The sequence below is a fragment of the Vibrio sp. 2096 genome, from assembly GCF_033339595.1.
Classification (GTDB): Bacteria; Pseudomonadota; Gammaproteobacteria; order Enterobacterales; family Vibrionaceae; genus Vibrio; species Vibrio alginolyticus.
The window spans coordinates 224736-251279 of record NZ_JAWOUX010000001.1 but is presented as its reverse complement, the minus strand read 5'-3'; the positions used below and the strand labels follow the sequence as shown (position 1 = coordinate 251279).

Sequence of the window (26544 nt, the reverse complement as noted above, 5' to 3'; positions counted from 1 at the left end):
TGCTGTCATTTGGGTATACATAAATAAGGACATAACTACTAATGTGGATTCCATCTAAGCTTACTCGACCAGGACGCCTGCACAATGCCATCGTGCGCCCACGAGTGTTGGACTTACTACAGCAAGCGCCTTACTACAAATTGGTTTTATTCCGATCCCCAGCAGGTTACGGAAAAACAACAATGGCAGCGCAGTGGCTATCCGATAAGCCAAACGTCGGTTGGTACAGCATTGATGACAGCGATAACGACGGCTTTCGCTTTGTAAACTATCTGCTTCAAGCATTAAACAAAGCCACCAACTTCAGTTGCGCTAACGCACAAAAACTGGCGGAAAAACGTCAGATCTCGTCTTTACGCTCCCTATTTAGCGAAGTATTCGCAGAAATGGCTGACTTTCATCAAGAATGCTACGTGGTGCTTGATGACTACCATTTAATCACGAATGATGAAATCCATGAATCCATGCGTTTCTTTTTAAAGCACATGCCAGACAACCTCACCGTTGTGGTAACCAGTCGTGCAGCGCCGCCTCTAGGCACTGCAAACTTACGTGTTCGTGATTTAATGATCGAAATTGGCAACGAGATGTTGGCGTTTGATACCGAAGAAACCACTCGCTTCTTTAACCAGCGTATCGCCGATGGTATTGATGAAGACATGGCGAACAGCCTAAGAACCTATGTTGAAGGTTGGCCATCGGCGATGCAGTTGATCGCATTACAAGCCCAACATCAAAACCGCACATTGGCGCAAACTGTAGAGTCGGTATCGCAGTTCAATCACGCGCATTTGTGGGATTACTTGGTCGAAGAAGTGTTTGACTTACTCGATCACGAAACTCGTCACTTTTTAATGCAAGTATCCGTGCTTGACCACTTCAATGATGAGCTAGTGTTTGCCCTTACCCAACGCGAAGATGCACTGGGAATGATTGAATCGCTTAACCGTTACGGCTTATTCATTTATCCGCTCGAAGGGGAACAGAACTGGTTCCGGTTCCATAACTTATTTGGCGAGTTTTTATCGCATGAGCGCCAAGCTCGTATTCCTCAGCAAGAAAAAGATCTCCACCGCAATGCTGCTATCGCTTGGTTACAACAAAAAGCACCACACCAAGCGATTCATCATGCACAAAAATCGAATGATAAGGACTTAGTGGTAGAGATCCTAAACGAATTCGGCTGGAAGATGTTTAACCAAGGCGAACTCAGCACACTGGAAAGCTCAATTAACAAGTTGGACGATGATCTGTTGTTCAGCCACCCAAAACTTACGATGCTCCGAGCATGGTTGGCTCAAAGTCAGCATCGTTATAACCAAGTGGGCCACCTGCTTGAAGAAGCGGAAGAGGAACACAAAAAGCGTAACATTGCGTTAGATATTCATTATCAAGGTCAAGCAAACGCGTTGCTTGCTCAAGTGGCTATCAACAGTAACCAACCAGAAAAAGCTCTCGAATTAGCGGAGCTAGCGCTTAGCCAACTTGATAACACAATTTACCGTAGCCGAATTGTGGCGACTTCGGTTGTTGGTGAAGTTAACCACGTGCTAGGTAAACTAGACCGTGCTTTGCCGATGATGCAACAAACTGAAAAGCTAGCTCGTCAGTATCAGGTATATCACCAAGCGTTATGGGCAATATTGCAGCAAAGCGAGATTTTAATTGCACAAGGTTACGTGCAAGCTGCCTTTGAACTACAAGATTCCGCATTTCGTCTGATTGAAGATCAGCAGCTTCAGCATGTTCCTCTTCATGAATTTTTGCTGCGTATTCGCGCGCAAGTACTTTGGTGCTGGAACCGACTTGATGAAGCGGAAGAATGCGCGTACAAAGGTCTGCAAATTCTCGAAAACCATTCACCAAGCAAGCACTTACATAGCTATTCGATGTTGGCGCGTATTGCGATTGGACGCGGTGAATTAGACAAAGCAGGTAAATTCATTGAGCATATACAGCACTTGATGAAACAGTCGACTTATCACGTAGATTGGACTGCAAACGCTTCACTATCGTTGATTCTATTTTGGCAAGCGCGCGGGAATACCGATGCAATGCAAGAATGGCTCAACACTGCGGTTCGTCCTGAATCGGCATGCAACCACTTTTCTCAATTGCAATGGCGTAACATTGCTCGCGCCCACATTAATTTAGGCCAATATACCGACGCTCGTGCTGCGTTAGATTTTCTCCAAGGTGAAGCTCGTCGCACTAACCTAATCACAGATACTAATCGCAACTTAGTGGTTGAAGCGGTCCTTTCTGCTCGCCAAAAAGATGAGGAGCAAGCCAAGGCTCTGTTAAAAGAAGCATTAGTAATGACGAACCAAACTGGCATGGTCGGAAACTTCCTGATTGATGGTGCAACCATTGGCGGTCTGCTGGAGAAGTTGAGCCTCCGCCATGAACTGGGCGATCTTGAGCGTCACCGTGCTCAACAGTTAATGAAGGACATTTCATCGAATCAACGTAGCCGGTCGATTCACTTTGATGAAGACTTTATTGAAAAGTTGGTGAATCACCCTAATGTGCCAGAGCTAGTACGTACCAGCCCATTAACACAACGCGAATGGCAGGTTCTGGGACTGATTTATTCAGGCTTTAGTAACGAGCAAATCGCACAAGAGCTGGATGTGGCAGGTACGACAATTAAAACCCACATTCGCAACCTGTACCAAAAGCTTAATATTGCTAATCGTAAAGAAGCCATTGTGACAGCTGAAAATTTGCTACAGTTAATGGGATACTGAACTGCTAGATAAACGGGTTAAAACGTAAAGTAAAACACAAGGGTTGGCGTAACACGTCAGCCCTTTTTTATGACTGACAGTAAGAGAGGTGCAATTTGCAAAGCACGTAAGTAACGTTGTTCATATAAAAAAATAGCCAACCGCAATAATCGCGATTGGCTTATATTTAGTGTGAACAAATTGTATTCACTAACAACGTCAGTTGGCTAGGTGACCCTCGGCTTAAGAAGGGTCGAGCAGTATTATGCATTAATCATGCCAAAATGCAAAGACTTATTTTTGGGCACAAGATCTCATATAAGCTGGATTTATTCACGCGCAAATTATCAAAATGCAACTTTGCAATGCAAATTGCAATTGCATAATGCAACCAAGACTGATAATTGATAGTAGAGTTAATCATCTCAAAAATGTAAACCAAGCATTAAAAGCTCGTTACGGCGACATTGTCTCTTGGCGGGTAATAAAGATAGGCAATAGATTGGATATAAAACCAAGTAGTTACAGCACTATTTCATACTTTTTTCATCGCAATGTTTGTATACTCTCTGCCATCGAAACGACTTAGCATTAGAGCAATGAACTACTTAATTACTTTCTTCAAGGGAATCGCCATGGGTGCAGCAGATGTTGTACCTGGTGTATCTGGCGGCACCATCGCGTTTATCACTGGTATTTACGATACGCTGCTTGAAAGCATTCGACGCATTAACCCCTCACTTTTCTCTATCTGGCGAAAAGAAGGGGTTAAAGCCGCGTTTAATCACATCAACGGATTCTTCCTTATCGCTCTGTTTGCCGGCATTTTCACCAGTATTGCAACGCTAGCAAAGTTGATTACTTGGCTTCTTGACACACACCCGATCCCACTTTGGTCATTTTTCTTTGGTCTGATTTTGGTCTCTGTGTATCACATTATTCGTCAGGTTGAGCAACGCGATCTTGTCCGCTTTGTCATTCTGCTCGTTGGTGTCGGGTTTGCTTATAGTATTACTGTGCTCAAACCTTTACACATGGAACCAACGGCCATTAATACCTTATTCGCTGGAGCTATCGCGATTTGTGCGATGATCTTGCCGGGTATCTCTGGCAGTTTTATTTTGCTGCTGATTGGCATGTATGCTCCTGTATTAGCCGCAGTGAAAGGTTTTCAAGTCGATACATTAGCGCTATTTTTGTCTGGCTGCGTGATCGGTTTACTGTCCTTCTCTCACTTATTGTCGTGGTTACTACGCAAGTTCCGTGATTTCACCCTGATGTTTTTGACTGGATTAATGATTGGTACGTTGCCAAAGATTTGGCCATGGAAAGAAACCATCACTTGGCGCACCAATTCGAAGGGCGAACAAGTGCCATTGCTACAGCACAACCTATCACCATTTGAATTTGAACACGTGACATCACAACCTTCTCAGTTAGTACTTGCTGTCGTGATGATGCTTGCAGCCATTGCTCTGGTTTTAGGTCTAGAGAAATTCGCAGACTCAGATAAATGACTTTGGTATCAAACACATACTGAACCAAATAAAAACGGAGCCAATTGGCTCCGTTTTTATTTATTGGCTAAGGGCAAAACATCTCAATTGAAAACTCTGCTGTATTTGATGCAATAAAAGTCCGTCGCGTTATAAGGAAGCTGGTCACCGAGGTATAACGCACAATTTACCGAGGTCACGAGTTGGCGAGCGGCGCATCTGTGCTACGATGCTCGTAATGTTAAGTGATAAATGCTGAACCTTAATGAAACTGTTACAAATCGCCGCTGTTTCAGCCGCATTAGTTGCGGGATTTTATGCCCCGACTCTAATAAAAAGCTTTTCTTCTTCCACTCAAAGCAAGTCAATAGATGAATACTGCTTTCTCTCTACAACCTCTTGCGTCCAAGAAAATGTTACGATGACGCTAAACTCAGAAACTGCTCAACCCTTGGTTCCTACCACTCTAAATGTTGAGTGGCATACAAGCGATGCTAAGCAACTCATCCTAAGTCTTTCAGGAAGAGAAATGGAGATGGGTGAGCCTAAGTTTTTGCTGAAGCAAATCGCTCCTGGCCAATATCAAGGTGACATCATTCTCCCGGTTTGCACGGAGGATGCAATGACTTGGGTTGGTGAACTCAGTGATGGAGAGAATACCGTTTACCCTGCTATAAAAATGCAAAGATAAGGAATCGTTATGAGCCACAATTGGTCCCTATTTCTCGTAGCTGCTTTCGCACTCGGGTTTGGCGTAAAGAGCTATTTAGATAATCAGAAAACGAAGCCAGAGCAAGTGGACAGTTCCACCTCTCAACAAACGGTATTGTTTGGGGAAAATAACCAAGCCGTCAATATCTTCGATGTGAATGACCCTCGCATCCGAGTCGTCTATTTTGGCTTTACTCGCTGCCCAGACGTTTGCCCAACTTCTCTTGCAATGCTGGCAGGAGCACTGAATCAAATTGACGACGCGCAAAAAGCACAACTACGCCCGATGTTCATTTCTTTAGACCCAGAGCGTGATGAGGCCGATGCATCAGCAAAATATGCCCATTACTTCCATCCAATGATTGAAGGCCTATCGGCACCACTTGATGTAACGACACCTTTGGCACACAACTATGGTGTCATTTTCCGCAAGACAGAATTGGAAGGCTCGGAACTAAAATACACGCTGGATCATAGCTCTTACTTTTACTTCTTGAAGCCGGATGGCACGTTAATCACTAAAGTACCGCATACGCTCTCACCGGCACCGATTGTTGAAGCCATTTCAAAACTAACGACCGAAGACTCTTCAAATGACGGTTAAGTCAGTGCTGAAGCAATTTTTCAATTTCCTAACTCATACCAACCCCAATGTCGAACAAGACGTCGATACGATCATTGACGCCATTGGGGGCATAGAGAACCTGCTAGAAACTGGTGCATGTGCGACTCGGCTGCGTCTTACCCTCAGAGCGACGTCCGTCATCGATAAGAACGCACTCAAAAATCATGGCGCGCATGGCGTCGTGATATTGGATGATCGTCATGTCCAAATCATATACGGCTTAAAAGCCAACACGTATTCGCAGATTATGGAAGAGCGCATCACAAAACAAAGTTAATATTTTTGCAGTATAGCTACCCTCTTTAAAAAAGGGCGGCTATACTCCTTTGGCTTAATTAACTCACTTATTTATTAACCAACGAAGAGGACACAAGATGATTGTATTGAATAACACTAACTGGGCATCGCAAGGGTAACCCTAACAGCACCAACTCTGTGGCATAGCCACAACTCCCCTTCTCTGCCCGGTCTTCACCGGGGTCAACTCTATCCGAATTAGACCCTAATGCGATTTGTATTAAGGCGCTTTGTTGCGTCTGGGATAATTCAATAATGAATCAAACACATACTTTTTGTGACACATTAGTTTCAACTTCAAACCCTCTAAAACAATTGGGTTGGAAACCATTTTTTCAGCAACAACTGACATTAGACGATTACGACAACACTATCTTTGCTCGTGTAATTGCGCATCACCGAAGTGGTTATTTATTGGCAACAGAAACTGGGCAAGTTCATCTTAATGCCCACCATTCTTTACCCAATATGACCGTCGGAGACTGGGTAATCTTAAATGAAGATCAGCAATTTGTTCGCTTACTGGATCGCTTGAGCCTCTTTAGCCGCAAAGCCGCTGGCAGCAAAGTGGTAGAGCAACTTATCGCAGCCAATGTGGATACAGTGTTTATCGTCTGTTCCCTTAACGACGACTTCAATTTAAGTCGTATTGAACGCTATCTTGCCTTGGCTCATGAAGCCGAAGTCGAACCCGTCATCGTGCTTTCCAAAGCCGATTTGTGTGACAATACTGATGAACTAAAAAGCCAAGTACAGAAGCTCGACCCTCTATTAGCTATAGAGACAGTCAACGGCTTAGAAATAGAGAGTGCTTCTAAACTCATGACCTGGTGCAAAGAAGGACAAACCCTCGCTTTTATCGGTTCTTCAGGCGTTGGCAAATCAACTCTTGTTAATGCATTACTCGGGCAACAAGAACAGGCAACTGGGCATATTCGTGAAGACGATAGCAAAGGGCGACATACAACTACATCGCGCTCTATCCATCTATTACCTGATGGCGGCATCTTGATTGATACTCCGGGAATGCGCGAGCTTCAACTAGCAGATTGTGAATCGGGGGTCAGTGAGGCATTTTCTGACATTGAGGCGCTCGCTCAGCGTTGTCGCTTTGGCAATTGTAAGCACCAAACTGAGCCAGGCTGCGCAGTTCAAACTGCGATTGCAAATGGCAAACTGGAGGTTCGTCGTTTCAATAACTATCAAAAACTATTGCGAGAACAAGCCTTTAACGGCGCGACTTTGGCAGAGCAACGAGCACAAAGTCGACGATTCGGTAAACTTGCTCGCAATGCCATGAGTGATAAGCGCAGGCGCCAACAAAGTTATTAATTTGTTGCGTTTGAGTTGTCAATAAAATCAAAGGAGACGAAAGTCTCCTTTTTAACAACTTTATTAAAAACCATTACTCATAACTAATGATAATTTTCAACATAAAAATCTTATTTAAATAACATTGAGCAAACATTTAATCCAAAAACAAACTAAAACTAGACACAAAATATTACCAAGCTAAGATATGTGATATTCAGCAAGAAAATGGCTGAATTTATAAAAACAGGATAATTGATAATCATGTGTCTTAGTGACCAGAAGCAATGCTCACCCCTTGTAATATAAGGGCATTATCGCCGTGTAATGATGGACTATTGCCCTGCCACTCTGGCATAAAATTGCAGGAATGATGTATGCAACACAACAGCCTCGTTGCCCGATATGCTCGTGGTAACCTCGTCGTCCAGATCCTTGTCGGTATCGTCTTTGGTATTTTGCTCGCGACAATTTCTCCAAGCCATGCCGAAAGCGCGGGATTAATTGGTAGCCTTTTTGTCGGCGCGCTTAAAGCGATCGCGCCAATTCTTGTGTTTATTTTGGTTGCCGCTTCAATTGCAAACCAAAAGAAAAACCAACACACTTACATGCGCCCAATCGTTGTACTGTACCTGATGGGTACATTCTTCGCGGCGCTATCAGCAGTGGTTCTAAGCTTCCTTTTCCCGACCAATTTAACGCTTGTCACCGGTGCTGAAGGTGCAACGCCTCCTCAAGGTATTGCTGAAATTCTACGCACATTGTTGTTTAAACTGGTCGACAACCCAGTAAATGCACTAGTAGAAGCAAACTACATCGGCATTCTTGCTTGGGGTGTGGGTCTGGGTCTTGCACTACACCACGCATCGGCAACAACGAAGGCCGTATTTGAAGATCTAAGCCACAGCGTGTCTCACATTGTGCGCTTTATCATTCGTCTTGCACCATTTGGTATCTTTGGCTTGGTTGCTTCAACGTTTGCGACAACGGGCTTTAGCGCGCTAGCAAGCTACGCACACCTTCTGGCGGTTCTTCTTGGCGCAATGATGATCATCGCACTCGTTGTAAACCCGGCGATCGTGTTCGTTAAAACCAAACAAAACCCTTACCCACTTGTATTCCGTTGTCTACGTGAAAGTGGTGTAACAGCGTTCTTCACTCGTTCAAGTGCAGCGAATATTCCAGTAAACATGGCACTATGTGAGAAGCTAAAACTGGACGAGGATACATACTCAGTATCTATTCCTCTAGGTGCGACCATCAACATGGCTGGTGCTGCAATCACTATCACAACACTAACGCTTGCAGCTGTGCACACTATGGGTATCGAAGTTGATCTACTGACTGCGCTACTTCTAAGTATTGTAGCTGCGGTTTCTGCATGCGGCGCATCAGGTGTTGCAGGTGGCTCTCTACTACTTATCCCTCTAGCGTGTGGCCTGTTTGGTATCTCAAACGACGTAGCCATGCAGGTTGTAGCGGTTGGCTTCATTATCGGTGTGATTCAAGACTCTGCAGAAACTGCGCTAAACAGCTCAACAGACGTTGTCTTTACGGCAGCAGTTTGTAAATCAGAGCAGCAAAAAGCTCAGTAAGACCGACAGAACAAAGAGAAAGGGGAGCCGATGATGGCTCCCCTTTTTTGTTTAATTGCGCTCAATTACGCGGTGACCAAAGCCACCTCTTCAATTGAGAAATGCTTACTTGGCTCAACAAACTCTTGCTGCGCAGCAATAGTTTGCAGCTCCCATTCGCCTGCATGGTACGTTGCACTTAACACCCCGTAGCATGCGTCATGACAATGTTGGAAAGCTTGCTTGGGAGACCAGCCTTTTAAGAGTCCCGCGGTAAAGATAGCTGAAATAAGATCGCCCACGCCAACAGGTTGTTTAGCAAACTCAAATTGAGGACGCTTCGCAAGGTAAATGCCTTCTTGCGTAGCCAATAGCATGTTGAAGCTGCCATTTTCTAGGCAGTAAAGGTGCTTAACTAGCACCACTTTTGGACCTTTTTCTAGCGCACGTTGGCATGCGGTGATCGCATCGTCTAGTGAGTGGATTTCCATCTCAGAAAATTGACTTAGCTCGAATTGGTTCGGAACGATCACGTCCGCCATTGGCATCAAACGCGTTAGAAGATTTTCAGCAATGCCCGGAGCCACAATGCAGCCTTTGTCTGGCGCGCCCATCACAGGGTCGCAAACATAAAGTGCGTTCGGGTTCGCTTGCTTCACTTTCGTCACGGTATCTTCAACAGCAAGGCACTGCTCTGCGCTACCTTGGTAGCCCGTCAATATCGCTTGGCACTTTTCCAGTGCGCCGATGTTACCAAGGCCACGAACTAACTCGCTGATGTCTTCAGCCGCAAACGCTCGCCCAGTCCAGCCTTCTTGATACTGCGTGTGGTTAGAAAATTGAACGGTATGAATCGGCCATACTTCGAAACCCATGCGTTGCATTGGGAAAACGGCACTGCTGTTACCAGCATGACCAAAAGAAACATGAGATTGTATAGAGAGGATACCTTGCATAGTACCTTACCTCTTATTGTAGTTATCGATAGTTCAAAGACAGCGGCAAGCGCCAGTTTTGCGAAACCAGTAGTGTATCCGACAAACCAAGATTCTCTAACTCAATTCTCCTCAATATCTTCAGAGTAAGTTGGAGCGCTGGTTTTCAACACCATCTTCTTAATTTCCATTTTGTCTTTATTCAGTGCGATTTCTAGGGTATCTCCTTCCCTTATCCCGAGCTGAGCCAGGATTACGCTTGGAATGACTACGGCGGTGTCGTCATCGATTTTAACAGGTTGACTTATCATCTTTCGTCCTCCAAATGTCGAAAGTGAGTTTTCACGTCATTGGATGTCTAGCCTCAAATACATTAAGCTGACTTGGATTTGGCGTAACATTTTAAAGACAAAAGAAAAGCCTCAATCTTGAGGCTTCTGGATAAGATAGGTTATGGCTGAAGGAAGTTTTGAGTGAAATCGAGCGCATCTTTAGAGAGTTTTTTTTCGTTGGGCGATGTGCTTGCCTGGTCTTCTGCTGTTACCGTTGTCATCTTAGGCTGAAAATCTAGTGTTGATGTCTCCTCCCAAGCTTCGGAGGCGTCTTTATTCTCATCATTCAACACCGCATTGAGCTCCTCTTCCGCAGGAAAATACGCTTCGCGTTTGTACACTTTGTTAAGGGCTCGAATAATAGAGTGCTTTCTCACCATTCCTGAGGCCAGTTTTCTTTGCAACGGCTTCGCTATGGACTGCAATCCAACGACAACATCAACACCAATATTGGTTGCCACTTCATCACGTAACGTACGCGCAGGTTGGTAGCCCATATTGGCAGCAAGAAACAGCCAAACGTAAGCAATTGCATTACCCGTTTTACCTTTATCCTTCCACGCTTCGCCAGCATGATACATCGCTTTAGCACTGCCACCTTCCGCGGCCCGTTCTAGCCAGTAGCAACCTTTAACCATGCTTTTTTCTGTACCAATGCCATTTAGGTAACATAAGCCGACTTGGATCTTGCCATCCGCACTGTCTTTTTCCGCCGCTTTCATAAACCAGTAAAGCGCATCTGCACTGCGTCCTGCACTATTGTCTGGTGAAAGCTGCCATTCCCCCATATAAATCATGGCATCAATGCAGCCTTCTTCGGCGGCAGTTTCAATCAGTTGGTTACCTTTTGGGATATTTTTTTCAGTTCCTCGACCAAAGACCAAGGCCTTGCCCGTCGAAAATTTCGCTTCGGTATCCCCTTCCATTCCCGCAATTGCGGTACGCCAGAAGTTTGCCTGCTCTTTTAAAATCACATCTTCGCGCATGCGTTCACTTAAGCGAACAATGCCATACATCCCCGTCACATTGTCCAGTTTAGCGGCTTTATCATACCAATACAGCGCTTGACGAATGTTGTCCTTTTCGGCTTCTTTCGCTAGAAATAAAATGGTGGGGATATGCCCGGTTTCTGCTTTGAACTCTCGCTCTTTACGCTCTTGCTCTCGCGCTTTATGCATCGCCTTTCGATAAGCGGCTTCGCGAGCTTTCCTCTCTGCCTCGAGTCTCTGTTTCCGCATCGACAACGAGATCATCCACACAAATATCAGGACGAGTGAAAGGCCAGTTGCCGCAATGGCAATGCCCATACTACTCATAAATAGCCTCTTTTGGTTTCAGGGCCCAATTCAACTCCCTTTCAGGGAAATCTTATGATTACGCGCCGACGTAACGCCGACTACCTTCATTATATAACGACCACTTAGCGAAAATCTGAAGCTTGCGAAGACTTAATGGCGGTATTTTATTCAACATCACTGCAACTTATTTTTAAAAGAAAAATATAGCCCTCATTTTTATAGAACTTAATCACGGTTTTGGGGCTGAGACATTCTCATCCCCTATCATCCCCCCTTACTCATCCCATAAAAATTTACATTTTAATGATGTGCAGAATCTCTCACTATGCGCCTGTTTTATTATTTAATTTGTGAACAAAATCGACTGTGACAGAAAATTTGCACCTGTAAAAAACTTAACAGCCTGCTCTCACATTTTGCTGATGATTCAGTGTATTAGCATCTAATTGAACATTTCCTTTTTTGGCATCTGCCTTTCTAGCGTGTGCAAAACCTTCTTGATGATTGAGTCAGCGAAGGCAGCGCGCAGCTCAATATCAATTCAATAACAATGGATTTGTAAACGTGGACAATAAGACATTTAAATTATCAACAATTGCCAAAACCGTACTGCCTTTGATTTCCGTCGCGGTAATCAGCGGTTGTGGTAGTGATAGCACGAACGAAGATACGACGAACCCTGGCTCAGGCTTGTACCCTGCGGGAGAGAACGAAGTCGTCATTTATTACAAACGTGACGTAGCATCAGCTTCAACAGCAAGCGACTACGAAGGTTGGGGCTTGCACCTATGGAACGGTGAGGGCTGTACCAGCACAGATTTAGACGCAATGGGCATTCCGGGAACAGGAACGGATTGGTCTGCGCCACACCCATTCGATGGCATCAACGACACCTACGGTGCTTACTACGTACTGAAAATAAACCCTGACGCCTCTGACCCACACGAATGCATGAACTTCATTCTGCACAAAGGTGATGAGAAAGCGTTCGGCAGCGCAAACTCAAAAGTAGAGTTGACGAAAATCGGCGAATCGAAAGGTTTGTTTGGCTTCCACGGCAGCAGTGAACTTTACTACGAGCCAATAGAAGAGCGCCCTGTTGATATTGATGGTCAAAAAGCCCATTGGTTAGACGCCAACACCATTGCATGGGAAGCGGCGACCAGTGCGGATTCCATGAAGCTGTTCTACAGCCTTAGCAATGACATCAAAATGGATGAAGATAAGCAAATCTCTGGCGGTACAGCGGTTGAGCTGACAAAAGCTGGTGAGTTGTCTGATGGTCTGAAATCACGCTTCCGTCACCTTGCTAGCCTTCAAGCTGCGGGTATCGATGTCGATGACGCGACCTTGCGTACGATCCTGAAGTCACAAATCGTTATGGTGGCTTACAACGCAAATGGTGACGTCATTTCTGCAACTGAAGTGCAAAAACCGGGTGTTTTGGATGCGGTGTTTGCCGATTCCAAGGCAGGTAACGCGATCGGTCAAGAACTCGGTGCGATTGTGGAAGGCGGTGCCGCAACCTTCAAACTATGGGCACCAACTGCCCAAGATGTTGATCTGATAATCTACGATGAAAACTTAGCAGAAGAAGCGACCGTTGCCATGACGGAAGACCCAGCAACAGGTATCTGGGTTTCTGAGGCACAAAGCAACGTTGTCAACAAATACTATCGCTACCAAGTTAAGGTGTACCACCCTACAACAGGGGTCGTTGAAACGCGTTTGGTAACAGACCCATATTCAATGAGCTTGTCTAAAAACTCGCGATACTCGCAAGTGGTTGATTTAGATGATCCAAGCTTAATGCCTCAAGATTGGAAAAACTACGCACGCCCAACGGTTAAAAAAGACGAAGACCACGTCCTTTACGAGTCACACATTCGTGATTTCAGTTTTAACGACAGTAAAGGCACACCAAGTCTTGATGGCAAATATCTGGCGCTTACAGAACCTGAGCGTGAGTCTGTTTCTCACTTAAAAGCCCTGAAAGATGCTGGCCTAACAACGCTACATATCCTGCCAGCATTTGATATTGCAACCGTGGATGAAGACGCTGACAAGCGAGTCGATATCACCGACACCGTGGGTAAACTTTGTGGCATCAAGCCAGAAGCCTCCATTTGTGAGACCGAAGATGACGGCAAAGTGATTGAAGAGGTATTAAATAGCTACGACCCAACAACGGGCAAAGCACAAGCGTTGATGAACGATCTTCGCATGCTAGACAGCTTCAACTGGGGTTATGACCCTTACCACTACACCGTGCCAGAAGGCAGTTATGCGACCGATCCTAACGGATCTAAGCGTATTCTTGAGTTCCGCGAAATGGTTCAAGCGACGCATAAAATGGATCTGAAACTGGTCATGGACGTCGTGTACAACCACACAAATGCATCTGGTGTGAACGAAAAATCAGTACTGGATAAGATTGTCCCTGGGTACTACCACCGCCTAAACGTCAACACTGGCGGCGTCGAAAACTCAACCTGTTGTGATAACACCGCAACCGAGAACTTGATGATGGGTAAACTAATGGTTGACTCATTGATGGTATGGGCGGATGACTATAAAGTCGATGGTTTCCGTTTTGACCTTATGGGCCACCAGCCGAAAGATGTGATGGTTTACGCACTTGAAAAAGTCCGTGAAATTGACCCGAATACCTTGTTCTACGGCGAAGGTTGGGACTTTGGTGAAGTCGCGCAAAACGCTCGCTTCGATCAGGCGACACAAGTCAACATGGCGGGGACAGAAATCGGTACTTTCTCTGATCGTCTGCGTGACGCAGTTCGTGGCGGAAGCCCGTTTGATGGCGGTGTAGATTCTGAAGGTAAGCACCCACTTCGCTTTAACCAAGGCTTTGGTAACGCCGCTTACCCTAACGAAGAAACCAAAACTGACGCAGAGTCGGTGAATGGTCGTTTACACAACCAAGATCTGGTTCGTCTAGGTATGGCTGGTAACTTGGCTGACTACATCCTTCTTGATTACAAAGGCGAAACCAAGCTGGGTAAGAACGTTGATTACAATGGTGCGCCTGCAGGCTACACAAAAGTGCCATCAGAGAACATCTCTTACGTGTCTAAGCACGACAACCAAACATTGTGGGATAACAACGCCTACAAGATTGCGACAGGCACTTCATCTGCCGAGCGTGCACGTATGCAGTCTGTGTCCCTATCAACGGTGATGCTTGGTCAAGGCATTCCATTCATCCACATGGGTTCTGAGCTATTGCGCTCTAAATCTATGCAGCGCGACTCGTACGATTCTGGTGACTGGTTCAACCGTGTATTCTTCGACGGAAGCGACAATAACTGGAACGTTGGTCTACCACGTGAAGACAAAGACGGTGCAAACTGGGAGCTGATCAAAACCATCGTTGGTGACAGCACGGCGAAACCAGATTCAACCGACATCGAGCTGACTAAGCAACAATTCCTAGAGCTACTAAAAATCCGTAGCACAAGCGAACTGTTCCGCCTAGATACCGCGCAAGAAGTGATGAACCGTGTGGACTTCCGCAACGTAGGGAAAGACCAAGTGGAAGGCTTGATTGTGATGTCTATCGACGATGGTACATCAGCGGGTGCCGATTTGGATTCGAACTACGATGCTGTCGTGGCCGTTGTGAACTCAACATCAACTGAGAAATCTTTCAAAGTTGCTGGCGCAACTGGTTTCGAACTGCATGAAGTTCAACAAAACTCTGCGGATGACATCGTCAAAGGTGCAAGCTTCACCAATGAAACGTTCACAGTACCAGCACTGACAACAGCGGTATTCGTGCAGCCACAAAACGGCGCGCAAGGTGCTGGCCTACCAGTAAACACGGATAACAAAGACGTATCGAGTATTCCTCCTTACGGCGAAACTGTTGTTTACGTGAAAGGCACGATGAACGAGTGGTCTGATAGCAGTGATTGGGCGATGACCTTTATTGGCAACGGTATGTACTCTGTAACTGGCGTTCTTGAAGTTGGTGAACACGAGTTCAAATTCGCGGACTCTGGTTGGGCAAATCCAAACATCGGTTGTGATGCTGCGAATATAGCTTCTGGTTCACTAGAATTAGGTTCAGAAGGTAACTGTAAGCTGTCTGTTGCTGAAACAGGTAAGTACAACTTCACTCTGAACGCGCTGCATGTTCAAGATGAAAGCGTAGAAAAACCGGTCGTGTCAGTGACCAAGTCAGCAGATGCACCAACATTCGGTGAAACAGCACTTTACTTACGTGGCACTATCACTACATGGGATGCTCCAGCACAAGACTCAACAGCGAAGTTCAGCTATGTTGCAAATGACGTTTATTCGCTAGACATTGACCTAGCGGCGGGCAACTACGAGATGAAAGTTGCGAGCGCAGACTGGGCAGCAGACACCAACTTCGGTGGCGAAGGCAGTGTTGAGCTTGGTAAAGCGCTAACGATGGAAGTCGGTGGCGGTAGTGCAAACCTGAAAATTGCGATTGCAGAAGCAGGAAATTACAACTTCCACTTCAACGCGGCTGACAAGTCGGCGCCAATCGTGACGGTAACGAAAAACTAGTTTCATTTAAAAACATCCGTAATGAAAAAGGGGAAGCATCACGCTTCCCCTTTGTTTTGTTGGCGTCACTAAATGGTGGATACCAAAATCAAAAAGGTGTTAGTTTCCCCAAATCTGTTCAACAAACTCAGGATGATCAATGAATGGATTACGATTGCCCTGAAAATCAAACACTTGTTGATTGCGGTTTCGTTCTTTTTCACTAACGGGATCATTTTTGTGCCAACGTTTCAGCATGTTTAACATCCAAGGTTCAAAAACCGTCGAACTTGAACCATCAAGGACAGCATCCGCATTGCTTGAATTGCCTTCCCAGTTACCTACAATATTTTCATAGCGGGTTGCCATGTAGAAATAGGCACGAGCAAAATCGCCTTTAAACTCATCGATCGGCTCAAACACCGTACCGGAGTAGCCCAGACTAGTGCTTGCTTGGCCAAGTTTAGAGCCATTACTAGACACGTAGGTCGCGGTGCCCACTTCACCAAATGGCCAATTACTGCGCTTCGCGTTTACATAACCATCAGTTGCAAACAAGTGATGACCGTCTGAGTTCATCGGCTCAACCTTACCGCCAAACCAGCTTTTCGGAAAAGAGTGCTCACGGTTGTAGCAATCCCCTTCCGTTTTGTATTGGCCACATTGGTCTGTGACTTTGGTAAAGCTTACTGTATCGCTAGCAGATGGCTTTTCAGAGTACATATCGAGAATAGAGCCATCATTTTCATAATAACGATCAATATCGGCATCTTTTACCAAGGTCCAGACCGCAGAATAGCCTCGGCTGGAGTGATTATTGATAATGTTAAACAACGCTGTTTTTAGAGCGTATCCCGTCTTACCAGATGCCGCTTGATAGTAACCATCAACCACTGGTGGGGTCGTCGTTGTGTCACCTAAGTTAAAATCGGTGGTTTCACTTTTCGAGAATTCAGCGCCAGAAGCAAGAGTCTTATCTCCCTCAGTCAGAATGTACGACCCCGCGCCACTGCCACAACAAATGCCGTCACCATACTCGTCTTGAATCGTGAATTGGTAATTACCGTCAGCTAAGCACATGCTCTTTTCAATGGTGGTTGCTGACTCATATCCCTGACCAGAAAACAGTACTTCGGCTTGGTTGTTTTTTAACGTCCAGCTAGTTTCTGAACCATAGTTATCGGTTGTGAGAGTCAAGACCACTTGGTGATCACTACAACTTTCTACAGGAGGTTGTGTACTCGTCTCAGTCGGTTGAAAATTATCGACGTAGACAACTTCTGAGCCATCAAAACTGGCTTCATCGTAAAAACGCAAACCGACGTTGATGGTCTTGTTCGAGCTCGCTGTGTAGTTGTGCGCGAGCTCTTGCCACTGGTTTATCTGTTGTGGGTTCGAGTAATTGTGATAACCATCAACCACCAGACGTGCTTTTACATTTCCTTCGGTATGATAAACCGAGACAGAAAACGGATAGGTTTTCCCTTGCTCCACATTAATGGTTTGCAAAAAGTCGGTGTTGCTTTGGGTACCTGTATTCACGACGACCTGGGCAGCCAGACCACCCGATTTGATTTGCTCGCTGCTTGGCGACACTGTAATGCCCGCGTCAATCTCTGACCACTGCGTAGGTACATTGCCATTCCACTGTTCAAAGTCACCGTTGATAATTTGGCTATATGCAAACGGAGAGCTAACAGCAGCAAGGAAACAGAGGGAGTTCGTTATGGATTTCATTATACTTTTCCATTAGTTATATAAATCCCAGACACGATAAACATATTAGTGGGGCATAAATAATCCTTCAGTCACATTTTTACGTTGCACAAGTGTTAATTTACTTTTTAATGTGCAGCTTATCTCACAAATATCCATCTGCTGAAAACAAACGCCAATACAAAAAGCGAAGCAACTTGTTGGCTACATCGTCGTAAAACCATTAAGGGAAAAGTAAAACAGACAGAAAAAAGCCAAGTGTGCGCCTATGGGGGTCAGCAACAACACTTGGCTTGTTTATAAGAAAGCTTGTGGTCAGCTCAACTGGTGAGCATCAATTCTGGATAATTCCTTAAGGTTTTACCGCAAAGAATCGTCCTTGTAGTGGCGACATCAGAATCTGATATTGACCATTACTCGGAGTAATTTTTTCATTCGTGAGCAAATCCACCAACTCACCAGTACCAACACTCTCCTGAGTAAGAGTGACGCTTCTAGCGCTCTCTAAGGTATTTAGCGCAAACAAGACTTTGTCCGAACCAGATTGTTTCAAGTCCACATAACTGCCGTTACTCGCAACTAAATTCGTGCGTGACCCTTGATAAAGTGCAGGATGCGCATCGCGCATTGTCATCAGCGATGTCACATAAGATTTGAGATCGGCTTGGTTTGCATCAAGCGTCGCCGTCACGCCTTCAATTTTCGCACTGCTGCGCGCAACGTGATCATCGCACAAACCTTGAATGGCACAGGTGCTGTTGTCTTCTTTTGCGGCAAAACCATCCACTTGATCCCCGATTTCATCACCGTAGTACAACGTGATTGGCCCGGTGTACGCCGCTTGGAAAGCAAATGCAGCTTTATGGCGTAACCAATATTCTACATCATTCACATCCGCTAAATTTCCGCGCTGTAACAAGTCACCAAAGCGCACTAAATCATGGTTGCCGATCATCAAATTCGGCTGCGCATGTGTTGGATATTGGTTGTGTGTGCTGTAGCCGTTGTCTAACCAATCCGCACCGCGACCACCCACGCCACTCTCATTCACGGCCAAAGTTTCAACGATGCTATATCGCATAGGAAAATCAAATGCAGAGCACAATGCTGGATCGCTGTTCGATCCATACGCCTCATTCGCGATTTCAGACTCCCCTTTCCAAATCTCTGCCACCATGTAACCCAACGGATTCACTTGTTCGCCTTTGCTATTGGTGTACGTCACACTTTGTGAGGCTTCATCGACGGCTTTACGAAGTTGTGTCCAAGCGTCTGTCGGAACTTGATAGGCTTGATCTAAACGCCAGCCGTCAATCTTCAGTTCTTTGATCCAATACGTTGCCACTTCTTCGTAGAAATCGAGACTGGCCGGGTAATCAACGGGATTGCTCGATCCCGATGGCAACAAACCGGAAGGAGATGGTTTGATCAAACCATCTTTGTGATGACCAAATACACCATCAAAAAACACGTATAAGCCGCGTTTGTGTGCTTCCTCGACCAAGGTTCTCGCCGTTTCTAAATCACCAAAACGTGGATCAATGGTGAAGTAATCCGTTGCAAAGTAGCCCGTGGCATCCAGACGATCGGCCCAGTGCTCTTGGCCCGCTATCGCTTCCGATTCAAAAACTGGCGTCAACCAAATCGCGTTCATCCCTAAATCTTGGATGTAATCGAGTGAATCAATCACTCCTTGCAAATCGCCGTTATGATGGCTGGTGCCATAACCTGTACCGTGACCGATGCTCGCATCACCATCCACAAAACTCTCTACCATGATTTGATAAGTACGAAGTTGGTTACTTTGCGCCATGACATTGGCTTGGCAAGCATAACTGGTATCCGGTAGCGGAGTGCTGCTATTAGTGTCGCCACCACCAGAAGAATTACACGCAGATAAAGCACCAATCACACTTAACGCAAGCAACGATCGAGACAGGCGATGGTTACGTAGGATATTACGCATTTTATTCTCCCTAACTTACTCAAATAAACTACGGAAATTTGAGTAATAAAATTAACCCCGACATGTGTTTCATGCAGGGGTTAATAAATAAAAATAGATTTTAAATAACTGAATGGAATATTATTGGCACTTATTTACCATGACATGAACAGGTTTGCCTTTTCCTTCAAACTGAAGACTCCATACATATTTACCATTTTCTTTAATATCAACCGAAGTATCCGTACCGTAACCACCAAATGTTAATGGTGTTAATTCACCAACGTTCATTCGATTACCTTTTGCGGTAAATTGTGGGAACCATAATTCGGTCGCATACTGCATTTTGTAGGAGCCTACTTTTTCTTGAACCACGGCTTGGTAGAAATTATTCCCTTTGTAGGTGTATTGACGCTGAGGCACGTGTTTCCAATCGGAATCCGCAAAAGTACCCACCACAAATAGTGGTTTAGAAATAGGTCCTTTCGCCGTGCTGTCTGGGTTGTCACACGCTTTCATGAAAGCAACCACTTCGTCTTGAGACATATTAACAACTGGCTCTGTGGCCGCTTCAGGTTCTGCCGTCGATTGACAACCTACTAAGGCAACAAGTAGGGCAGCAGCAAGAGAGGTCTTCATCATGTTCATTTCACGTAATTCCTTTTTAGTATATCCAAAGCAAAATAAACTCAACGGTTAAAAGAAATATTAATCGTTATTAAAATGGAAATATCAAACGCCAAATAAATATCGTCAGATTACGAATTTAAATCACTTCGAGAAGTTTGTTTATTTCCTAAGTACAAAAAATAAGTTAGGAACTGCCATTAATTATTGATCCAACCTATATAAAAAACAAAGTAATAAAAATAATTATGTGAATAAGGTAACTCTATGTAGGGGTATTTTTATTGGTTTATTTTCTATGAAAAAGGTCAGCATTTCGCTGACCTTTTTTATCTGATTATTTTCTATTTACGGCTTTCACAAACACTTGTTGTGCACCTTCGATACCCAGCTCTTTTGCTTCATCAAGCAAAGTGAGCGCTTTCGGAATATCATTCGCTGCGACTGCTGCTTCAATTGAGCTGTAGTAGTAGCTAGTAAGGTCCGTACCTTGGGGAATGTTGTCGTTTTTCGCAACAATCTTAGTATTCACAATATCATTCGCGGATACCGAAAAGCGGAACTGACCGAGTGGGCTATGTTTCGCTAGAGGGTCTGCAATATCTGGCGGCTGAGTGTGGCGCGCCATGGCGAAGGCTTTTGCAGGGTGTAAAACTTGTGTACTTCCTTTTAGATCGGCGGAAGTCGTGTAAACCAACACATGCAGATCGTTACCTGTCATGTCTGGAATCACATTGAGATCAAGTACGAATTTATCGTTGTCCAACAGTTTTGCTGGTTCGTACTTAAACTTTGAAAAATCTGCTTGGTAAATGGTTTCTCCTGCCGAGTTCATCACTGCGACATTAGGAGCATAAAATTGAAGTTCTTTACTTACGAATGTCTCTAATTTGATATCGAGACTGCCACGGTTACCTGGAAGAGCAAACGCTGCAATAGCGCCAGCACTGTTACCATCCAACAACATTTGGCTTTTATCAGTCAAAGCGAATTCAGTAACCACAGGCACGTTAAGCGGTACCCATTGAATATCACCCGATTGCGTGATCACTTGTTGCTGACCTTTTGGACTCATCTCTACTTGTTCTACAGACGCACAACCAGTAGCCAACATGCCCAGCAGTACGGGAGCAAGCCATTTTTTCATTACTGTCTACCTCGACTCTTTATTGTTTTTTAAATAAATACAGCCAGATAAGTTCTGGCTGTATCATTCTAGGACAATTTAGGACTTAGTGGTTAGATGATTACCACCAAGCTTCAGCTTGTACACCGAACTGGAACGTATCGTCTGAACGACCGTTGTCAAATGTGTTTGAGTTGTCTTCTTTGTCAGCCGTTAGGTAAGAAGCGTAAACACGGATTTCAGGACGAGCCCAGAAGCTAGAGCCAGCAGACCATGCTTGAGCAACAGTTAGCTTACCGTATTTGTTTTCTTCGCCGTCGTTATCGTCGATAGCGTAACCAGCTTCGAAGATAGTTTTGTGGTTGTCATCCCATTTGTACATTGGACGAACAACAACAGACATTGTTTCCCACTTGTCTTGGCCAGCCCACATGTCTTCACCAACACCGTACACTAACTGGTGACCCATTTCCCAGCTGTCGCCCATGCCGATTACACCCCAGTTGATTAGGCGGTAACCAGATGCACCGTTGTCAGCTTCTGCGCCGTACCAGCTACCGTCGCCGTAGAATGCCATTGTTTTAGAGTAACCTTCAGTACCGTACTGAAGCACTGTTTTGTTGAAACCAGCGTCTAGACCTTGAGTCAATTCTGCTGTGAACATTACGCCGTTTTTCGCATCTTTAGTGCCGTTTGGCGCAGCGTCAGTTTCGTTAAGAATTGCGTAGTTCAAGCCCATTTCTAGAGAGCCGTTGTCCCATAGAGGAAGACCTGCGTAACGTACGTCTAGAGTGTTTACGTTTGTTGCGCCACCATCGTTGCCTGGGTCTGCGATATCGCCGCGGTCGTTACGAACCCAAGCGAAAGAAACTTTACCAGGACCAGCTTCGATACCTTCAACACCAGCGCCCGCGCCAGAGATGTTCCAGTAGTAGAAGTCAGAGATATGAATGTCGTGACGTTGGTAGTAGCGTTTACCTGCCCAAAGCGTTGCTTCAGGAGCAAAGTTTAGTAGGCCTTTAGCTTGAACGTTGAACTGACGTAGTGCGAATTGTGCATCGTCTACACATTTCACTTCGCCGTTATCCAAACCACAGTTAGCAGAAGTGCTTTCCCAGTCGTTTGAACCGTTAGAAGTCATTGCAACCATAGAGTCTACGTAGAACGTTTTGCCGTTGTTGTTGTAAACTTCTTTACCTAGTTGAATCTCGCCGTAGATATCGCTTTCATTACCTAGACGACCGATCTTGTTCTTTTCGAATGTTAATTGTTGACCACCGTCAGCGTTCACGCCAACGCCAGCACGCATGTAACCGTGGAAATCCACTGCGAATGCAGAACCAGCAGCTAAAGTTGCAGCTACAGCAGCAGCAATTGCACTTACTTTTTTCATTCTTAACTCCATTAAGGGTATTTATAATTCTGTCTTCCCTGCTCACTCTTTTAGGTGAATATAGGCAGTAAAAACACACCTAAAGAAAGAGAGGTAAGATGGGAACGAATCCCCGTTTGTTTCAACAGTTGTGAGATTACCCGAGGCGTACAAGGATGACTTCCTCCGCCCTAAACTAATTTAAGGGGGATGAGAAGGGAGTAGAAAATTTACCGAATGGTGTTTTTTCGAGTCAGATCACCAATCTAGGGAGGAATTAGTAAGTTTGTTCGGTTTTGAGCCGCTACAAAGTGATAGCCATTTCATATTTTTGACTCTAAGCCGTCACATAAAGTAATTAAATTACACGAATATTTTTATATTTAGGGTGGTTGACCTTAGTAAGACAAAGTTTTTAACTTATAGTTTCCTAAAGGTAGCAATAAATATTAAATAAAGTATCTCCGATGACACGACTTCTCTCTCGCCCCTACCCCCTGGGCGCAACATTGAATAAAGAAGGCTGTAACTTCTCTATTCATGCTCCGGGCGTAAAAGACATTCAACTGGCATTGTTTGCAGACGATGGCAGCTACGAGCTTCACGGTTTACCGAATGAATACGCTGGCATACGTCATACTTTTATTCCAGATATTAAGCCAGGGCAAAAATACGGTTATCTTGTCTCCCACAAGGACGAGCCACTGTTAATTTCTGATCCGTACGCAAAATCAATAGATAAAGCCCTCCACTATCACCCTCCCTACTCTCCAGCCAAAAGTTTCGATATGCCGAAGTGCGTCGTTATCGAAGATGATTTTGACTGGCAAAACACGGATCACCCGCGTATACCCAGAGAAGAGATGGTGTTGTTTGAGACGCACGTCAAAGGGCTTACCCAACGCCACCCTGAGGTTGAGGACAAGCTGAAGGGGCGCTATTTAGGTCTTGCATCACCTGAAATGCTGGCCTTTTACAAACAGCAAAACATCAACACGCTGCAATTGCTACCTGTCGCAGCATGCATGCATGAGCCTCACCTACTAGAGATGGAAAAGGTCAATTATTGGGGATACAACCCTTATCTCTTTATGGTGCCCGATCCGCGCTACGCAGAACAAGACGCCGTTACGGAATTAAAAACAACAATTCGCGAATTGCATAAAAACGGCATCGAAGTGATTCTCGACGTGGTTTACAACCACACTGCTGAAGGTGGTGAAGGGCCTACAATTTTCAACCTGAAAGCCCTCGACTCCTGTTTTTACATCAAACATGGCAACCACTTCGCCAATTACACTGGCTGCGGAAATACAGTGGATCTCACCTACCAACCAGCCTTAAACCTTGTGATGGATACATTGCGCTACTGGGTTAGCGAATTTAAAGTCGATGGCTTCCGTTTTGACTTGGCTGCAACGTTAGGTCGACAGGGCGATGATTACACCCCAGAAGCAGCTTTCTTTAAAGCCGTTGCGCAAGACCCAATTTTGCGTGAAACCAAATTGATTGCCGAGCCTTGGGATATTGGTCCAAATGGCTACCAAGTGGGTAACTTTCCATTTGGTTGGAACGAATGTAATGACAAACTACGTGATATTTCCCGCAGTTTTTGGCGCGGTGATCAAGGCTATTTAAAAGAGTTTGCCACTCGATTAATGGGCTCTCGTGACATTTATAGTGCAGCGAACTGGCCATACAAACTCACCGTAAATTACATCACGTATCACGATGGCTTCACACTGCAAGATTTAGTGTCTTACAAGCACAAACATAACGAAGCCAATGGCGAAGAAAATCGCGACGGTCACGGTGACAATCGTTCAGAAAACTACGGTGTTGAAGGCGAGACGGAAAATCTGATGATTATCGCCACGCGTGAAAAGCAAAAACGCAACCTTATTGCTAGCTTGCTGTTTGCCTTCGGTATCCCACACATTCTCACTGCTGATGTTCTGTCTCACACCCAAGGCGGTAACAATAATGCCTATTGCCAAGATAACGAAACCAGTTGGCTGAACTGGGAAGAGACAGAACGTAAGCAACATTTCAAAGCATGGATGTCACAAATGGTCGCCAACCGAAATCAATACATGGTGCCATTTATCCGAGCTTTCAGTGGCGAAAACCGCAATAACAACCGTATTTTCTGGCGCCGTACAGACGGTCGCTTAATGGAGCACGATGATTGGAACCGTTTAAGCTCCGTCGCACTTCACCTTGGTATCGGTAAAGAAGGGCAAGAGCTGGTCTACCTCATCAACCAAACTAACGCCACAGCGCGCTTTAAGCTCCCCAATGAGCGAAAGCAAGAATGGGTGACGATCTGTGATACAAACGTACGTAATCTCAACCCAGGACATGCTGAAGGCGAAGTCTTGCTGTCACCCACCTCGATGGTGATTTTGCACTATCAACCAAACCAAAGCACACCAAAAGGTGAGCAAACGCATAGCTAAGTTATAAACGCTCCAAAAAAGGAAAGCCGATGCATCTCAGTGCTTCGGCTTTTTTGTTGGTTAGATGTGCCTAACTCATTATTCGCAAGGCGGCGCTAGGTGAATCAAAGCTAACCCACCCAGTGACGTCTCACGGTATTTCTTGTTCATGTCTTTGCCCGTTTGGTACATGGTTTCAATTACCTTATCCAACGAGATCAGACATTTACTATTACGCTTTAATGCCATGCGAGATGCATTGATCGCTTTCATTGCACCCATTGCATTACGCTCAATACACGGTACTTGCACTAAGCCACCAATTGGGTCACAAGTCATGCCTAGTGAGTGCTCCATGGCAATCTCAGCCGCAATACAAATTTGCTCATTGCTGCCACCACGTAGCGCGGTCAAGCCAGCTGCCGCCATGGAAGAAGACACGCCAACTTCGCCCTGACAACCCACTTCGGCACCCGAGATAGACGCATTGGTTTTGTACAAGATGCCAATCGCACCAGATACAGCAAGGAAGTCTTTAAGCTGTTTGGTATCGAGCTCTTTGATGAAGCGATGGTAATACATCAATACCGCCGGAATCACACCCGCCGCACCATTGGTTGGCGACGTTACGACTTGTCCACCAGCCGCGTTTTCTTCACTCACAGAAAAAGCAAACAGGTTAATCCAATCCATGATTTCCATTGGATCGTTTTCAATTGCTGCATTTGCTTCAAGCTTCTTCAGCAAGTTAGGCGCACGGCGGGTCACGTTCAAGCCGCCATCCAAGATACCTTCTGTCTCGAAACCGCGCTCCATGCAACGCGTCATCACACGCCAGATCTGTTCTGCACGTTGATTGATGGCTTCCATATCCTGAAACGCTTGTTCGTTTTTCAGAATCATGCCGCCAAGGCTCATGCCATTCTTCTCTGCCTGTGCCAACATTTCGTCTGCACTGGAGAATGGGAACTCAACTTCTACGGGAGCAGTCGCACTGCCATTTTGCAGTTCATCCGCCGTTGCGATGAAACCACCACCGATAGAGTAGTAAGTTTCAAACCCAACCTGATTGCCGTGCGCATCTAACGCAGTAATCGTCATGCCATTCTCATGCAGAGGAAGGTTCTCTTCATGGAACAACATGTCCGTTTTGTAGTTGAATTCGATTTCATGACGGCCATCGACAGACATCATGCCCTCTTCAATCGCCTTGCGCATCGCTTTGTTCGCAGAAGCGATTTTGATGGTATCTGGTTTGTTACCCAACAGACCCAAAATGGTTGCACGGTCAGTATGGTGACCAATCCCCGTTAACGAGAGTGAGCCGTATAAATCGACTTGAATACGAACCACTTTTGCCAAGTTCGATTCAATCAAACGAGTGAAGTGGTAACCCGCGATCATTGGACCATTGGTGTGAGAGCTAGAAGGGCCCACACCAATCTTGTAAATATCAAAGATGGACAGCATAAACTCACC

Annotated in this window: 18 protein-coding genes; 9 read left to right on the top strand and 9 right to left on the bottom strand. The window is 45.3% G+C overall.

From position 1 onward, the window contains the following. Nucleotides 1-41 precede the first annotated feature (41 nt). From malT to sstT, 7 genes are all read left to right on the top strand, one after another. Nucleotides 42-2750, top strand: coding sequence for an HTH-type transcriptional regulator MalT (gene malT, locus R7Q41_RS01130; protein WP_005374834.1), 2709 nt, complete (start codon nt 42-44; stop codon nt 2748-2750). A 578-nt stretch (nt 2751-3328) separates the two neighbouring features. Next, a complete protein-coding gene (locus R7Q41_RS01125) occupies nt 3329-4246 on the top strand; it encodes a DUF368 domain-containing protein (protein ID WP_031778872.1) in 918 nt (305 codons plus the stop codon). A gap of 244 nt (nt 4247-4490) precedes the next feature. Next, nucleotides 4491-4916, top strand: coding sequence for a hypothetical protein (locus R7Q41_RS01120; protein ID WP_025768641.1), 426 nt, complete (start codon nt 4491-4493; stop codon nt 4914-4916). A gap of 9 nt (nt 4917-4925) precedes the next feature. Further along, nucleotides 4926-5540: an SCO family protein gene (locus tag R7Q41_RS01115; RefSeq protein WP_005384635.1), complete on the top strand. Its 615-nt coding sequence runs from the start codon at nt 4926-4928 to the stop codon at nt 5538-5540. Continuing rightward, entirely contained in the window at nt 5530-5838 is a 309-nt protein-coding gene (locus tag R7Q41_RS01110) for a PTS transporter subunit EIIB (protein WP_005384641.1), read from the top strand. The genes R7Q41_RS01115 and R7Q41_RS01110 overlap by 11 nt, the downstream gene beginning before the upstream one ends. Nucleotides 5839-6113: 275 nt before the next feature. Continuing rightward, nucleotides 6114-7190, top strand: a complete 1077-nt coding sequence (rsgA, locus tag R7Q41_RS01105) for a ribosome small subunit-dependent GTPase A (protein ID WP_005384642.1) — start codon at nt 6114-6116, stop codon at nt 7188-7190. Nucleotides 7191-7546: 356 nt separating this feature from the next. Then, nucleotides 7547-8764: a serine/threonine transporter SstT gene (sstT, locus tag R7Q41_RS01100; RefSeq protein WP_005374821.1), complete on the top strand. Its 1218-nt coding sequence runs from the start codon at nt 7547-7549 to the stop codon at nt 8762-8764. A gap of 65 nt (nt 8765-8829) precedes the next feature. On the opposite strand, the gene pdxY is transcribed toward sstT, so the two are convergent. From pdxY to R7Q41_RS01085, 3 genes are all read right to left on the bottom strand, one after another. After that, nucleotides 8830-9699 (bottom strand): pyridoxal kinase PdxY, encoded by an 870-nt coding sequence (gene pdxY / locus R7Q41_RS01095; protein ID WP_033906659.1) that lies wholly within the window; start codon nt 9697-9699, stop codon nt 8830-8832. Nucleotides 9700-9800: 101 nt separating this feature from the next. After that, a complete protein-coding gene (locus tag R7Q41_RS01090; protein ID WP_318144313.1) occupies nt 9801-9989 on the bottom strand; it encodes an AbrB/MazE/SpoVT family DNA-binding domain-containing protein in 189 nt (62 codons plus the stop codon). A gap of 140 nt (nt 9990-10129) precedes the next feature. Then, the gene (locus R7Q41_RS01085) at nt 10130-11326 is read right to left on the bottom strand and encodes a tetratricopeptide repeat protein (RefSeq protein WP_033906656.1); all 1197 of its coding nucleotides are present in this window, start codon (nt 11324-11326) and stop codon (nt 10130-10132) included. A gap of 546 nt (nt 11327-11872) precedes the next feature. Here R7Q41_RS01085 and pulA point away from each other — a divergent pair. Continuing rightward, nucleotides 11873-15862, top strand: coding sequence for a pullulanase-type alpha-1,6-glucosidase (gene pulA, locus R7Q41_RS01080; protein ID WP_205391338.1), 3990 nt, complete (start codon nt 11873-11875; stop codon nt 15860-15862). A 99-nt stretch (nt 15863-15961) separates the two neighbouring features. Here the strand turns inward: pulA and R7Q41_RS01075 are convergent, their stop codons facing one another. From R7Q41_RS01075 to R7Q41_RS01055, 5 genes are all read right to left on the bottom strand, one after another. Beyond that, nucleotides 15962-17578 carry an endonuclease gene (locus tag R7Q41_RS01075; protein ID WP_318144312.1) on the bottom strand — a complete coding sequence of 539 codons (1617 nt, stop codon included), beginning with the start codon at nt 17576-17578 and terminating at the stop codon, nt 15962-15964. Nucleotides 17579-17909: 331 nt separating this feature from the next. After that, entirely contained in the window at nt 17910-19523 is a 1614-nt protein-coding gene (locus tag R7Q41_RS01070; protein ID WP_318144311.1) for an alpha-amylase family glycosyl hydrolase, read from the bottom strand. 120 nt (nt 19524-19643) lie between these two features. After that, complete coding sequence (locus tag R7Q41_RS01065) at nt 19644-20150, bottom strand: glycosidase (RefSeq protein ID WP_238843734.1); 507 nt, start codon at nt 20148-20150, stop codon at nt 19644-19646. A 316-nt stretch (nt 20151-20466) separates the two neighbouring features. Then, nucleotides 20467-21276: a MalM family protein gene (locus R7Q41_RS01060; protein WP_005374786.1), complete on the bottom strand. Its 810-nt coding sequence runs from the start codon at nt 21274-21276 to the stop codon at nt 20467-20469. Nucleotides 21277-21376: 100 nt separating this feature from the next. Next, complete coding sequence (locus tag R7Q41_RS01055; protein ID WP_005374784.1) at nt 21377-22648, bottom strand: maltoporin; 1272 nt, start codon at nt 22646-22648, stop codon at nt 21377-21379. Nucleotides 22649-23094: 446 nt separating this feature from the next. Here R7Q41_RS01055 and glgX point away from each other — a divergent pair, with 446 nt between their 5' ends. Next, entirely contained in the window at nt 23095-25086 is a 1992-nt protein-coding gene (glgX, locus tag R7Q41_RS01050) for a glycogen debranching protein GlgX (RefSeq protein ID WP_213969251.1), read from the top strand. Between the two features lie 78 nt (nt 25087-25164). Here glgX and R7Q41_RS01045 read toward each other — a convergent pair whose 3' ends face one another. Continuing rightward, nucleotides 25165-26535 carry an L-serine ammonia-lyase gene (locus R7Q41_RS01045; RefSeq protein ID WP_086047207.1) on the bottom strand — a complete coding sequence of 457 codons (1371 nt, stop codon included), beginning with the start codon at nt 26533-26535 and terminating at the stop codon, nt 25165-25167. Between the last annotated feature and the right edge of the window lie 9 nt (nt 26536-26544).

Coding starts and splice junctions, on each gene's coding strand:
- R7Q41_RS01125 (WP_031778872.1), top strand. CDS start 3,329: ATGAACTACTTAATTACTTTCTTCAAGGGAATCGCCATGGGTGCAGCA.
- R7Q41_RS01070 (WP_318144311.1), bottom strand. CDS start 19,523: ATGCGTAATATCCTACGTAACCATCGCCTGTCTCGATCGTTGCTTGCG.
- pdxY (WP_033906659.1), bottom strand. CDS start 9,699: ATGCAAGGTATCCTCTCTATACAATCTCATGTTTCTTTTGGTCATGCT.
- R7Q41_RS01065 (WP_238843734.1), bottom strand. CDS start 20,150: ATGAACATGATGAAGACCTCTCTTGCTGCTGCCCTACTTGTTGCCTTA.
- rsgA (WP_005384642.1), top strand. CDS start 6,114: ATGAATCAAACACATACTTTTTGTGACACATTAGTTTCAACTTCAAAC.
- R7Q41_RS01090 (WP_318144313.1), bottom strand. CDS start 9,989: ATGATAAGTCAACCTGTTAAAATCGATGACGACACCGCCGTAGTCATT.
- R7Q41_RS01120 (WP_025768641.1), top strand. CDS start 4,491: ATGAAACTGTTACAAATCGCCGCTGTTTCAGCCGCATTAGTTGCGGGA.
- R7Q41_RS01045 (WP_086047207.1), bottom strand. CDS start 26,535: ATGCTGTCCATCTTTGATATTTACAAGATTGGTGTGGGCCCTTCTAGC.
- R7Q41_RS01085 (WP_033906656.1), bottom strand. CDS start 11,326: ATGAGTAGTATGGGCATTGCCATTGCGGCAACTGGCCTTTCACTCGTC.
- sstT (WP_005374821.1), top strand. CDS start 7,547: ATGCAACACAACAGCCTCGTTGCCCGATATGCTCGTGGTAACCTCGTC.
- R7Q41_RS01075 (WP_318144312.1), bottom strand. CDS start 17,578: ATGAAATCCATAACGAACTCCCTCTGTTTCCTTGCTGCTGTTAGCTCT.
- R7Q41_RS01110 (WP_005384641.1), top strand. CDS start 5,530: ATGACGGTTAAGTCAGTGCTGAAGCAATTTTTCAATTTCCTAACTCAT.
- R7Q41_RS01060 (WP_005374786.1), bottom strand. CDS start 21,276: ATGAAAAAATGGCTTGCTCCCGTACTGCTGGGCATGTTGGCTACTGGT.
- R7Q41_RS01115 (WP_005384635.1), top strand. CDS start 4,926: ATGAGCCACAATTGGTCCCTATTTCTCGTAGCTGCTTTCGCACTCGGG.
- R7Q41_RS01055 (WP_005374784.1), bottom strand. CDS start 22,648: ATGAAAAAAGTAAGTGCAATTGCTGCTGCTGTAGCTGCAACTTTAGCT.
- malT (WP_005374834.1), top strand. CDS start 42: ATGTGGATTCCATCTAAGCTTACTCGACCAGGACGCCTGCACAATGCC.
- glgX (WP_213969251.1), top strand. CDS start 23,095: ATGACACGACTTCTCTCTCGCCCCTACCCCCTGGGCGCAACATTGAAT.